10 protein-coding genes and 4 pseudogenes are annotated in these 12,800 nt (G+C 69.2%); 8 read left to right on the plus strand and 6 right to left on the minus strand.

The genetic code is table 11. The annotated features are described in order from the left end of the window. Positions 1-289: pseudogene (locus tag LE548_RS44255) on the plus strand (hypothetical protein); the annotation flags it as partial. Positions 290-1,214: 925 nt separating this feature from the next. Here LE548_RS44255 and LE548_RS44260 read toward each other — a convergent pair. After that, on the minus strand, positions 1,215-1,619 hold the full coding sequence (locus LE548_RS44260; RefSeq protein WP_225102702.1) for a hypothetical protein: 405 nt from the start codon (positions 1,617-1,619) through the stop codon (positions 1,215-1,217). A gap of 207 nt (positions 1,620-1,826) precedes the next feature. Here LE548_RS44260 and LE548_RS44265 point away from each other — a divergent pair. The 3 genes and pseudogenes from LE548_RS44265 (at position 1,827) to LE548_RS44275 (ending at position 4,628) form a co-directional block, all read left to right on the plus strand. Then, positions 1,827-3,362 (plus strand): annotated as a pseudogene (locus LE548_RS44265) (ISKra4 family transposase). A 73-nt stretch (positions 3,363-3,435) separates the two neighbouring features. Beyond that, a complete protein-coding gene (locus LE548_RS44270; protein ID WP_225102703.1) occupies positions 3,436-4,284 on the plus strand; it encodes an esterase family protein in 849 nt (282 codons plus the stop codon). Positions 4,285-4,550: 266 nt separating this feature from the next. Beyond that, on the plus strand, positions 4,551-4,628 hold the full coding sequence (locus tag LE548_RS44275; RefSeq protein ID WP_263637291.1) for a hypothetical protein: 78 nt from the start codon (positions 4,551-4,553) through the stop codon (positions 4,626-4,628). Positions 4,629-5,027: 399 nt separating this feature from the next. On the opposite strand, the gene LE548_RS44280 is transcribed toward LE548_RS44275, so the two are convergent. Further along, complete coding sequence (locus tag LE548_RS44280; protein ID WP_225102704.1) at positions 5,028-5,522, minus strand: hypothetical protein; 495 nt, start codon at positions 5,520-5,522, stop codon at positions 5,028-5,030. A 976-nt stretch (positions 5,523-6,498) separates the two neighbouring features. Here LE548_RS44280 and LE548_RS44285 point away from each other — a divergent pair. Beyond that, a complete protein-coding gene (locus tag LE548_RS44285; protein ID WP_225102705.1) occupies positions 6,499-7,830 on the plus strand; it encodes a trypsin-like serine protease in 1,332 nt (443 codons plus the stop codon). A 304-nt stretch (positions 7,831-8,134) separates the two neighbouring features. Here the strand turns inward: LE548_RS44285 and LE548_RS44290 are convergent, their stop codons facing one another. Further along, positions 8,135-8,527, minus strand: coding sequence for a hypothetical protein (locus LE548_RS44290; protein WP_225102706.1), 393 nt, complete (start codon positions 8,525-8,527; stop codon positions 8,135-8,137). A 137-nt stretch (positions 8,528-8,664) separates the two neighbouring features. Then, positions 8,665-9,147 (minus strand): helix-turn-helix domain-containing protein, encoded by a 483-nt coding sequence (locus tag LE548_RS46925; protein ID WP_374116264.1) that lies wholly within the window; start codon positions 9,145-9,147, stop codon positions 8,665-8,667. Positions 9,148-9,457: 310 nt separating this feature from the next. Here LE548_RS46925 and LE548_RS44295 point away from each other — a divergent pair, with 310 nt between their 5' ends. Beyond that, positions 9,458-10,672, plus strand: coding sequence for a S1 family peptidase (locus tag LE548_RS44295; RefSeq protein WP_225102707.1), 1,215 nt, complete (start codon positions 9,458-9,460; stop codon positions 10,670-10,672). Here the strand turns inward: LE548_RS44295 and LE548_RS44300 are convergent. Further along, positions 10,637-10,879, minus strand: a complete 243-nt coding sequence (locus tag LE548_RS44300; protein WP_308031202.1) for a hypothetical protein — start codon at positions 10,877-10,879, stop codon at positions 10,637-10,639. The genes LE548_RS44295 and LE548_RS44300 overlap by 36 nt on opposite strands. A gap of 200 nt (positions 10,880-11,079) precedes the next feature. Here LE548_RS44300 and LE548_RS46930 point away from each other — a divergent pair. Together LE548_RS46930 and LE548_RS44310 are read left to right on the plus strand one after the other, a co-directional pair. Beyond that, positions 11,080-11,415 (plus strand): annotated as a pseudogene (locus LE548_RS46930) (IS1380 family transposase); the annotation flags it as partial. Positions 11,416-11,716: 301 nt separating this feature from the next. Further along, positions 11,717-12,139: a hypothetical protein gene (locus LE548_RS44310; protein WP_225102708.1), complete on the plus strand. Its 423-nt coding sequence runs from the start codon at positions 11,717-11,719 to the stop codon at positions 12,137-12,139. A gap of 26 nt (positions 12,140-12,165) precedes the next feature. Here LE548_RS44310 and LE548_RS44315 read toward each other — a convergent pair. Next, positions 12,166-12,800 (minus strand): annotated as a pseudogene (locus LE548_RS44315) (transposase); the annotation flags it as partial.

Genomic DNA, 12,800 nt, shown 5'->3' on the forward strand with positions numbered 1-12,800 from the left:
CCCCGGCGACTGCATCACCGTCGTCAGCGGCCTGGGCGCCAAGACCCTCAACATCCGCAACGACAGCCACAAGACCGTGGAAGTCTTCCGCGGAGCCGTCTGCGACAACGGCGCCCCCATCGCCACCGTCGGCCCCCACAGCTCCAGCTTCGGCGTCGACGACCTCCACATCAAGGGCATCAAGGTCGAGGACGGCATCGTCGCCAGCTTCCGCGTCGTCTGCGACGAACGCGGCGAGCGCGGTGATCGCGGCGAGGGCGGCTGGGGCGGCGAGGGCGGCTGGGACTGACCCCAAACCCACAGCACCACACGGGGCCCCGGCCCGCCGGAATCGGGCCGGGAACCCCCAACCCCTTGCCGGACAACCCGCGCACCATGCGCGCACCACCGGTCCGGACACCAGGCGTCACATCTCTGGTGCCCGGGCCGGCGCCCCTTCTCCCCTCAGCCGACACGCCTGGGGACACCCACCCCGAACGCCCCCTCGGGCACATCTGCCCACGCCCCGCCACCCTTCCCCCCGGCGTTTCCAGCCCCCCTGAACGGGTGAGAAGAGACGGAACCCGCTTGCCAGGAGGCCGGCCTGGGCTCCAGGAGTCGTGCCCCCGGTGAGTCCACCACCGACCACCAGCCGCCCCGGCCTGCCGGCCACGTCCACAAAGACCCCGTATGACGCTTCGCCCCGGGACACACCCAGGGGCAGCACCATCTGCCACCCCGCTTCGCCCTCCCGCCGATGAACACCGTGCACCTGCGTGCAGGTTCATCAAGACACACGGGATCAAGCCCGGCCCGAGCGCCGTGCGCAGATCCACCGGCACACGGCACGAGGCGATCGACGGGGGATCCGTGCGCCGTATCAGGTGATGTGCGTCGACATCATCGGCACCCGGCTTCAGGCCGCCCAACTCCTGGGCGAGGACGCCCGGTCCGACCGGATCCGCGGCGCCCGGCTCGCCGCCGGCCACCACATGCCAACTGGCCGGAGCTCAAAGGTACCCTGACTGTCGCCGCCCGAGTCGGCGCCCGGCATCCCGTAGCGGCCGCACGAGACCGTCCGACCGGTCATCAAGTCGATGACGTGTCTCATGAACTGTGGCTGGACACGGACGGCGGAACGGTCACCTGATCGGCCTCACCATCTCAGAGCGGATCCGGAGCGTGGTCCTGGCCTCGCTCTTCAGGTCGACGTTCAGCGCAGTGCCGAGGGTCATCTACGCCACCCGGGCCCAGGTGTTGCCGTCCGCCCAAACGCAGACCGGGTAGGTGAGCTTCGCCCCGTCGGCCCAGGTCCGGGTCAGCACCTCGCAGTCGACCCTGACGCGGGAGCCGGACGGGGTGACATCCTGCGGCGGCACGAGCACCTTCACCTGGGTGGCGCGGGCACCGTTGTCCGCCAGCACGCGGGCGCGCACCCCGGCGATGCCCCTGAACCGGCCATACATGGCGGCCACGGTGAGCTCGCCCCGGTCGCCGCTGACCGGGCGGTACCTCGCGACGAGACCGTGGACGGCCTCGGCATCCCAGCTGCGGCTCCAACTCCTCTTCATCGCCCGGCCCAGGGTCGCGGACTCGTCCCTGGTCAGCTCGTCATCGCCGTCGAGCACTGCCCTGGGCACGGTCAAGGCGTACTCGGCCCGCGGAAAGCCGCGCTCGAACTTCTTTGGGTGTGGTTCCCGGTCGAAGTTGAAGCGACTGGTGGAACGGGGCTGGCTGGACGAGGATGTCCCCGGCCTGTTCACCCCGGCCCGGCGCCGGGGTGGCGTTTCGCCCAACTCCCGTTAACAACAGGGCTCTTCCGCGCCCACACGGGAAGAGCCCTGGAGATGACACCGTACGACACGCATGCCACCGCTGACCCCTTTGCTGACTCCCTCAGCGCCTTCGAGGCGCTGACCACCACCCTGTCGGGCAGCGATGCGGGCACGTGGACCCACACTGACCTGGAGGAACACCTCGACCTGGCGGGGCGGGAACTGCTTCACCTGCTGCTGCAGGATCACCTCGACCTGCGCGCGATGCGGGAGGAGGAGCAGATTCGTTCCGGTTCCCGGCAGGTCGTGGTGGGGCCGAAGGCCGGGTCCGGCCCTGGCGCGAAACCGGGCACCCGCGCTGGCTGGCCAGCATGTTCGGAATGGTCCGGGTCCACCCGGGTCGCCCACCGGGGCCAGGGTGTGAGCAACGTCCACCCTGCCGACGCTGTGCTGTCGCGGCCTGCGGGCCGGCACGCGACGGGATTACGGCGGCTCGCGGTGACCGAAGCCGTCCGCGGCTCGTTCGACCAGGCCCACGATGCAGTGACACGCCGCTGCGGGAACGTGCTCGGCAAGCGCAGACTCGAAGAGCTCGTGGTCGCCGCCACGGTCGACGTCGACAGCTTCTACCGGACCATGATCCCGGTCCCGTGTAACCGCGAGCTGCCACTGGTGGTCCAGGTGGACGGCAAGGGCGTGGTCATGCGCCCGGAGGCTCTGCGCGAGGCCACCCGCTGGGCCGCCGAGAAAGTTGTCGGTGGCCACCGCGCTCGGCTCGCGCCGGGCGAGAAGTCGAACCGGAAGCGGATTTGCGACCGTGGCCTGCGTCTTCGACACCCATCCGGCACCCAGGCGCCCGCATGATGTGATCCACCCGCCCGGCGGCCGAAGCGGGGAACGCCCGGCCCGTCCGGGGCCGAGGGCAGAGAGAAAGTGGTGCACTGCTTCGCTGGTCCGCCCACCCGAGCAGGTCATCGCCGACGCCTTCGACCAGGCCGAGGCTCGCGACCCGGAGCACCTGCGGCCACGGGTCATCCTGGTCGACGGCGCCCGCCATCAGCTCGACCTGATCGCAGCTGAGACCGGCCGACGCGGCGTCACGGTCCACGTTCTGCTGGACTTCGTGCCCGTCGCCAAGTACGTCTGGGCCGCCGTCCACGCCTTCCACAAACCCGGCACCACCGAGGCCCAGTCCTGGGCAGCCGACTGTCTGACCGCGATCCTGGCAGGTCACGCCGCCCGGGTCGCCGCCGAGATGACCGGCCAGGCGGAGCGGAAGCACCTGTCGGCCACCCGCCGCGAGGCCGTTGACGCCTGCGAACGCTACCTGACTGAGCATCTCGACCAGCTTCACTACGACACCGCGCTCAGCAACGGGTGGCCGATCGCCACCGGCGCCATCGAGGGCGCCTGCCGCCACCTGATCGCCGACCGCCTCGACATCACCGGCGCCAGCCGGGGCCTTCCCGGAGCCGAAGCCGTCCTGCGACTGCGTGCTGTCGTCTCCAACGGCGACCTCGACTCGACCCCTACTGGCGATACCATGCCGCCCGCGAGCACAAACACCTCTACCCCACGCCCCAGCGAACTTACGCCCTCACCTCTTGATCGCGGCCGTCGCTTCGAACAAACCGCACACAATCCCTTTGAGACGATCGGACAGCGTCTCTAGGGTGCGGACGTGACCATCGAGCTGCCCTTTCGTCCGCTCCCCATCGACCAGCAAGACGTTCGCTACGCCTATGGGCCCGATTCGGATATACAGCCGGGCGTCCCCGCCGGCTCGACCGTGGAGTTCGACTGGTGCGAGAGCACGATCTACCCCGGCACCACGAGGCGGTTCTGGGTTCATGTGCCCGCGCAATACGACCCCTCCGAACCCGCGTCGCTGATGGTGTTCCAGGACGGATGGTGGTATCTGGACCCGGACGGGGAGGTCCGCGGCGCCATCGTGTTGGACAACCTCATCCACTGCGGCGAGATCCCGGTCACCATCGGCGTCTTCGTCGACCCCGGCGTCCTCAAGAACGCCGAACAGTCGAAGAACCGCAACGCCGAGTACGACGCGTTCGACGACCGTTACGTCACCTTTCTCCTGACTGAGATCATCCCCCAGGTCACACGGCGCTACTCGATCGCCGAGGACGCCGACCGATGGGGCATCTGCGGTGGCAGCAGCGGCGGCAACTGCGCCTTCACGGCTGCGTGGATGCGCCCGGACAAGTTCCGGCGAGTCATCTGCTACCTCTCCAGCTTCACGCAGATGCCGAACGGAAACCCCTACCCTGCCCTGATCCCCAACGCCCCCCGCAAACCGCTGCGCATCTTCATGCAAGCAGGACACCGCGACCTCAACTGGAACGGGCCCGAAAGGAACTGGCTCGCCAGCAATCTGCGTGTGGCAGCCGCTCTCGCGGAAGCAGGCTACGACTTCCGTCTCGTCCTCGGCGACGGTGGCCACAGCCCCAACCACGGCGGAGTCCTACTCCCCGATGCGCTCCGCTGGCTATGGCGCTCAGCCACGACCTGACGAAACCTGCCCGAACGATCACTCCATCCGAGCTGCACCCAACTTCTTCTACCTCGATCCGGACGTGCCGTACGGGGAGTACCGCATGCTGGACGCGTCCAGGCCCGAGATGTGCCGGGTGATTCCTGCGGACCTCACGCGAGCGGTTCAGACAGCTGCACCCGAACCGGCGCGGAGCTATCCGGCCCGGCCCGTCCATGCGGCGGAGGTGACCATGCTCCCGGAAGGACGGGGAGCTCGGATGGTGCTGGGGCGATTCGGGAACCCTGTATTTCACGATTCCCGCGAAGGCGTTCGCGGCCGGTGACTTCAGCAGGGCCGAGGCGATCGGGCGCTGCTGCTGACCTCGGCCTTCTGGCCACGTTTTCGCGACCCGGGCGACGTAACCGCTGTACGTGCGGCCGGCGAGCTCGGACCACCGCACGGCGGTGCCGGGGGTGAGGCCGAGAGCCTGCGCAAGAAGCGGGGCTTCGATGCGTGCGGCCAGGTGAAGTAGGGCTCGGGACCACCCCGGCCCCGGATGGAGGCCGAGCCGGCGCAGGCGCACCAGCGCACGGGATGTGGTTCGGGGCGCCGGCACCCCGGCTCGGAACGCCACCCCGATGCGCCCGGACCCGCGCTCACTCCCGTCCTGGACCAGGTGCGCGCTGGGCACTGTTGCGTACCGGTCAGGCCAAGGCCACGCCTTGGCCAGGGTCGCACCACGGCCATGGACTCTGCCGGGTGGTGGCCAAACGGCCGCCTCATCCGACCGCCTGCTCACCCTTGACGACGGTGAAGGCGATACCGCCCAGCTGCGAGGCGAGGTAGTGGCGCAAGGCTGCTGAGGCGCTGCCTGCCTGGCTGGTCCGCAGTTCGATGCCGGAATGGTCCGTGGCCGGGCCGATCTGGTAGACGGGGAACCCTGCAATCGTCGGGCGGTTGTGTGCCATGAGCCCGCGGACGGCCGTCTGCAGTGTCCCCTCGGAGTAGCGGCAAGGAAAGATGTCGAGCCGGTTGAGGTCGACGGCCGGGTGGGCGTGCTTGGCCGCCTGGGCGAGCCGCCTCCCGCGCGTCACGTCCGTGACGCACAGCGCCACCCGCCCCGGGGTGTAGCCGTCGATCACCGTGCCGAAAATATCCGAGTACGCGGCGTTGAACTCCTCATCGCCGACAGCCTGCGTAAGCGCCTGGGCCTGCGCGGTGCCGTCGGAACTGCCACTGCCCGCAGCGGGGGAGGCCGCGCCCTGACTCTGCACGCCATCCGGGCAGGAGGCGGTAGCCCCGCCGCTGCTCGGGCTCCTGCTGCCGGCCCAGGACACGGACGGGGCGCTGGCAGACGGCGTCCGTGACACCGCCGAGGTCCCCAGCGAGGACCCGGCGCATGCCGCAGTGGCAGCCAACATCCCCGAACAGAGCGTCACAGCAACAGCGCGCCGCATGATGTTCCTTCTTCCCCGGAGTTCAGCCCGCGGGCTGTTGTCGCTCATGGCTTCCCCTGTCTGCCGCCCCATCCGGGTGTATCCGGATCTATCCAGGCCATGCGTGAAGGATAGGCACCCCATCGGGGCCGGATCAGCCGCCACCGGGAACGTTCGAGAAGATCGCCGGAGGCGGCTGCGCATGGGGCCATAAGGAGCAGGCACCGGGAAGGCCCGGGCCATGCCTCTCACTTGGGATCACCATGTTTGCCTTTCCCCGCGCCGGGCTCTCGCCCCCCCCCTACGGCTGCACCATCTTCGCCAGCATGCTCACGGTCCTTGCCCTCGCCGCAGTCTTCGCCCGCGCACCCACCCGCCGGGCCGACGCCCGCAAGGTCCTCGGCCTCCTCCTTCGACGAAGTGCGCGGTCGACACACACCAACAGGCCGCAGCGGTGATCCGCAGCCGGCACTTGGCGGTCGGGTCCTCACAGGTCGAGACGTACGAGGCCGCCAGGAACAGCATGCCTCCACAACGTCAGGTTGCCCGTCGCAAACATCCGCCGGCGGCCGAATCTCCGCCGACGACACGGCAGGCCCCATCCAGGTCGACGTCGTTGGGGAGCTGTTTGGGCAGCCGGCCGGAGAGCAACAGGCGCCGTCTGCCTCAGCCCTGCGGCTGCCGATCGGGAACCTCCCCCCGCCCACCTGATCACAATTTTGTCTGAAGAGCCTGCCGTAGGAGCATGTCCGCGTCACAATGGCTCCAGCAGAAAGACAGCGGCCACATGAAACACGCTGCACGTCACAGATGGGTGGCATTCGTGCTGCCGGCCGCGGCCCTGGCCGCCGCAGTCCCGTTTGTCATCCCCTCACTCGCGGGCGCCTCTCCTACGCCGGCCACACGGGCAGCCGCGCGGATCGACGAACGCCAGCAGGTCCTCGACGCCATTGCCGGCCGGATCACCGAAGGGCTCTCCGAGTCCGGCCGGGCGCACATACCCGGCTTCGCTGAGGTGGCGGTCGACCCCGACCATAACCACCTGCGCCTGTACTGGAAAGGCGCCCCGCCCCAGCGGGTCAAGAGAATCCTCGCCCACCTCCCCCACGGAGTGACCGCCGAGGTCGACCCCGCCCGCTATTCCAGGGCCGAACTCCACGCGGCCCGCGTGAAGTTGCTGAACAGCCTGGCCTCCATGAAGCTGCGAGTCGAGGGGACGGCGGACCCTGTCCGCGTCACCAGCATCGCACCGGCGGTGGACGGCAGCGGCCTGGAGGTCGGCTACGACAACGCCGCCCGCACGGTGAGCAGTCTCCTGACGAGCGGACACGGCAAGACGTTGCAGCAGGTCGCCACGGCAGCCGGCCGACTGTCGGGAGTGCACGTCGCCGCGATCCACCGGCTGCAGAGCGTGGATCTGTCCTCCCGGCAGCATGACAGCTCCCCCTGGACCGGAGCGTTGGCGCTGAAAAACCCACTCGGCGGCATCTGCTCCGGCTCTTACGGCGTGAAGAATGCCCAGGGCCAGTACATGCTGACGTCGGCCTACCACTGCGGCCCCGGCACTGAAGGCCGGTGGACCACCTGGTGGGGCGGCGACCTCATCGGCACCACCGACGCCACCCAGCGGTCCCCGCAAGACGACGTGGTCGGCATCAAGCTGCCCTCACAGCGCGTGAGCGGCCGGCTCTACGACGGCCCCGCAAGCCGCACCGACGGCTACGCCAAGCCCGTCATAGGCTGGGGGCACAACAATGTCGGCGACTACGTGTGCACCGACGGCGCCAACGGCGGCGTGCACTGCGGTGTACGCATTGCCCAGACCGACATCGGCGTCACCGGGCCCAACGGCATCTACCGTCCCGACGTCGACCTCGCCTACGCCACCTCCGCCACGCCTGGCGGCGTCGCAGCCGTCAACGGCGACAGCGGCGGCCCGGTCTTCGCCAGCGTCCGCAACCACACAGCCGATGAGGCACGCGGAATCATCACCGCCCTCGACCGGACCATCACCTGCCCGCCGGCGTACAACCCCGATACCGTCCTCGACGGTCATAACAGGGCACCCTGGTGCCTGGCCGGCGTCTACTACGTACCCATCGGAAAGACCCTCCACGACATGCACTGGACCCTGGTCACCGGGTGACCCTTCACAGGCCCAGAGCCGTGCCAGAGGCGTCCAGAGCCGCAGCGGGGCCGAAAACGAGACAGCCGACACCGACCGCAGCGACCGGCTGTCCGTGCCGGCCCGAGCACCGCTGAAGTGTCCACCGCCCCACGCGACCCGGCCGCCTCGGCCGCGTTCATCAACCTCCGCGTCCTCCACCCCGAGCCGGACACCGGCGGCCCGGTGTGGAGGCCGCCCTCATCGAGGCGGGAAGCCGAGGGTTGGCGGGACAGGCGAGTTCGGAGTCCGTCAAGCGAAGAGGTCGGCTCGGCCATCCGTCTGGTCAGGTCCGGTGCGGCGGCACCCACACGGTGACGTCGAACAAGATCTCGCGTGGCGCGCCGGACGCCGTACGCAGCACGGCATTCACCCGGAGCTCGGCCACGCGACGGGCGGCTGTGAGAGCGCACACGACCTGTCCGGGACGGATGCCTTTACCGGCGAGCGTCACTCCGTAGTCCTGCTCGCGTGCGCACGGCCAGAAGCCGTCGGGACGACCCGGCGGGAGCACGGCGATGTCGTTGTCCGCCACGCCGTGCAGGGCGTCGTCCTGGGCGCCGAACCAGATGTCCGCCGTGGCGGGTCCCGGCTCGGGCCGTACATCCCAGTCCGCGGCCATCGAGTCCAGGTCGGCCACCTGCCCGGGCCTCAGGGTCAGGGTGTCGCGCCGGCGCACGGGGGCAGGCGCGCCTTCTGGCAGGGCGGCGGCCGCGTGCGGCGACGCCGATCCGGCGGACACCGTTGGCCGAGCGCTGGACGCCCCGCTCAGCCCCGCCAGCACCGCCAGCACCGCGGCGAGCAGCACTGCGGCGGCTACCGCCCAGGCCAGCCGGCCCGCGGCACCCGTCGCCAGAGCGCCGTCAGCGGACGGCGGCCAACAGCGGGCCGATCGGAGACACCGGTTCCGGGGACGGGTTTCGGCTCCCGCGCGGCTTCCGACGCCGGGGTGGCCTCCGACGGCGAGGTCGGCGGTACAGCCGGAGGCAGTATGGCGGATGGTTCCCCATCGGTTGCGGGCCGGAGCTGCTCCCACCGCCGACGCCACAGCTCCAACTCCCCGCCGCACGCGGTCACATAGCCGCAGACCACCTGCCAGCTCGGCCAACGCCTGCCCCGAGCGGCCTCCGACAGCGCGCTCGCCGAAACGTGGGCCATGCGGCTCATGTCCCGGTAGGCGGGCCTGCCGGCCTGCTCGCGCAGCTTGCGCAGTTCGATGGCGAACACCGCGACCGGACCCTCGTGTGCGCTTACCGGTAACTCGGGCCGCCCCCGTCTGCTATTGCCCGTGCCTTCCATCAAACCCGCCTGCTCCCCTGTGAGTTCGGATGTGTGTTCTCAGGGTGCTCCTGAATTGACCACGGTCAAATCGTCGGGAGCGGGAGCCTGGTGGTCAAATGCGCCAGGCAGTGGGATCACCGGCGTCCCCCGTACACACAGCGGATGAACAGATTGGACGCGCATGCCCACTTCACCCCTGCCGTCACGCGCGCGACTGCCACGACCGTTCGTACTCGCGGCAGCACTTTGCACCGCGCTGGCCCTCGGAACCGCCGCCCCCGCTCCCGCCTCCGCGAGCGCCGACGGAACATCGGCGAGACCCCGTCCGATGGCCGAAGCCGCCGTGACGCAGCTGTCACCGGAAGCACTCGGCGCGCGCCAGCAGCCCCTGCTCGACGCGGTGCAGCGGATTCAGGATCTGGCCGGCCCGCAGACGAGGCTCGGCGAGGCCGGCTACTCCGGTGCCGAGATCTCCGTACCGCGGTGGACCGTCACCCTCTACTGGCACGGAGCACGGCCGGCCGTGCTGACGTCCCTGGTACGGCGACTGGGCCGGTCCGTCCCGGTACAGGTGGTGAGCGCCGGCTACAGTGAGCGGTCGCTACTGACGGAAACTCGGCGGATCGCCGGCCGGCTGCGGGCCCTGCGGGCGGCTGGGGTCAGCGTCACCCAGGTCGGTCCGAGAGCGGACGGAAGCGGCGTACAGGTGGGCGTCGACTTCGCCGCCTCGCACGCCCTCGCCCGCCCGAACGGCTCGGTGCAGGAGCGGATCCCGGCCGCGGCCCACCTGATCGCGAGCCACGCTCCCGGGTCTGTCCCGGTGACCGTCTTCGACGGGCGGTCGAACGCGTCGGCGGCCGGCAACCGCACATCCGACGTGTCCCCGTACAAGGGCGGCGCACGCATCGTGCGGGCGGGGAACGTGATCTGCAGCACCGGCTTCGGCGTCGTCAGCGGCAACACGCACTACATGCTCTTCGCGGCGCACTGCGGAGGCATCAACACCTCCTGGCAAGTCGGGGACTTCTACGCCTCCGGCGGCAAGGCGATGGGGCTGGAAACCGTCCGCGACCCCTCCTACGACACCGGGCTGATCAAGGTCGACAACAACCAGGCGACGATCTACGACAAGGGATACGACTCCTCCGTCACGGAGAAGGTCGTCGGGTCCCAGTCGGTGGTGAAGGGCACCTGGACCTGCCAGAACGGAGCGACGAGCGGTGTCATCTGCAACACCGTGGTCGACGACATACTTCAGACGGTGTCCTTCGACAACGGTGCGTTCACCGCGCAGGACGAGAACGTCGCCCACAACGCCAACACGAAGTTGCAGTCCAACGCCGGCGGTGACAGTGGTGGCCCGGTCTTCGTCAACACCGGCACCAAGGGACAGGTGAAGGCCGTGGGCACCGTCAGCGGTGGGTACGACAGCGTCTCCTGCGCCAAGAGCGACGACCCCAATGCCACGCCCGTCTGCTGGAACCACCTCGACTTCGCCGACCTCAACTCAAACCTCAGCCGCTGGAGCGTGCACCTCTCCTGACTCCAGGAGCAGCCTCCGGCCGGCGGTCACCGGCCGGAGGCCCATGTCGCTGCCCGGCGCCAGAACGCGCAGTTCCTTGACGGTTTCCTGGCCGGTCTTGGTGTTGATCCGAGTGATCAGTTGCCTGCCCAGCAGGCGCAGCTGGGTGGCGTGGGCCGGGAAGACGGGCAGCAGGTCCAGCTGTCGGGTGGCCGGCTCGTAGTGCACCGGCTTGACCTTGCCGACCAGTTCGGGGGCGATGTCGGTCGGCCCAGCGGTCGATGACGCTGCCGGCAGCAGCCGGGGCCTCCAAGGCCCGCTCGGTCACCAGGTTGTCGATCGCCGTGGCAAACGTGATCGGGTCACAGCCACCGGTGCGCCGCGACGGCCGGGCGCGCCGGGTGGCAGCACCGCCTCCTGCCGCGTCGACGGGCCGGTTCTTCGCCGCCGCCTTGGCGGCCTGGAGTGCCACCCAGGCCAGGTCGGCCGCGCGGCTGGCCCTGGTCCAACTGCCGAAGAAGTACTGGCGCGGGCGGCAGACGCTGATCCGCTGCGACTGCGGCGGTGGCACCCATGAGTTCGTGGCCGGGCTCGCAGCCCGCGGGCGGTGGCTGTCGTACTCGGCCGGGATGACCGTCACCGATGCCCTCCACCAGGCCGTCTTGAAGGTCGCGGCGTCGGCGTGGACACTGGCCGTCGAGCCGGACGGCGAGATCCGTGACGGCGCCTGGGGTGAGCGTTCGGTGCCCAACGGTGGTTGGCCATTTTCCTCAGAGGTGGTTGGCCACTGCGGTCCCGTCTTCGTCGCGGAGGAGGTCGCGAACCAGACCCCACTCAAGTCGGCCGGGAAGCGCCGTCGTTCGGAGCCGGCCTGATCCGAAAGAAGGGCCCTGACCCGCCGGACGGGGCGGCTCAGCGGCGCCTAGGGGCTGTGTGATGCTGTGATCAGCCAGTTGCCTTCAGGAGGTCGTTGATCCAGATCATCGAGGCACGGAGGTGGAGGCCGGCGAGGTAGCTCTCGGATGTGGCGTGCCTGTCGTTCCCCATGACTCAGACCGTTTCGGAGTGAGTGAGGATCTGTTGGTGACCTCTCTGCTTGATGACGTGGACACGAGCGCGCAATGGATTGCCCGCGCTCTCGACAGCTCCGGCTACCGGGCTGATTTCTCACCTCCCAGTCTGCGTGACGTCGAGCAGTTCATGAGGGAGCACAGCGACGTGGGGACGCCGGTGGAGGGTGGGCTTCTCACCGCCGACCTGGGAGCCCGGCTGTTCGCCCTTGGCTGCTATGTGGGTGAGACGCTCCGGCATGCACTCGGCGGAAGCTGGGAGGCTGACGACGACGATCCGCAAGGCGAGATCAACATCAGGCTCCACCTGCCCGACGGGGCCGTCGTGTGGCCGGTGCAACGCTTGATGAAGCGTTTCCGGAATGGTCCCGAGGACAGCATCGTCGGATATGGGGCGGCCCTCGGGCTAGACATGTGACTGCAGCGTGGGCGCGGTCGCTGACGTCAGGCTTGCGTTCCGCGGGCTCGTGCTGCGGCGATCCACTCAAGATCCTCCGGCGGGGGCGGGAAGGCAAGCGTTTCATCGTAGAGATGGCCATGTTGCAGGCAGTGATAGAGCTGGCCGATCAAGCGATTGAACAGATTACGCAATGCGGCGGCGTGCCAGTCTCCGTGCTGATCACGTCGTCAGCGATAGTGGGTTTTGGCGCCTGGGGAGCCGTTGGGCGTGGAGAAGGCCCACAGGTAGCCAGCGTGGTTGAGGCTGTCGTTTGCGCCAACCGCAGGAGTTCGCGGGCTTCCGGCCGGCACAGACCGTTTGGTCCACCTGGCGAAGGCATCCAGAGCGGCCGGGGAAGTACTCCCGCAGCAAGGACCTGAGCTGGTCGGACGTTTGCTGCCGGTTCCAAGTTGCGTCCTGCTGTGCTCGGGCCAGGACGGCGATGGCGCGGGCCAGGTCGGAGTCGTCGGGCAGCGGCCGGTGGGCGTGCATATCAGTGCGCAGGATGTTCGCCAGGACCAGGGCATCGCCGGGGTCAGACTTCTTGCGGCTGACGCCGTGTCTATCAGTTACGTGGAATCTGATCAGAGGAGTGATGCTGCTTCTCTCGATCTCACTGCGTACTGGGGGAGGGGCATTG

The sequence above is a fragment of the Streptomyces sp. CoH27 genome (genome assembly GCF_020181035.1).
Classification (GTDB): domain Bacteria; phylum Actinomycetota; class Actinomycetes; order Streptomycetales; family Streptomycetaceae; genus Streptomyces; species Streptomyces camelliae.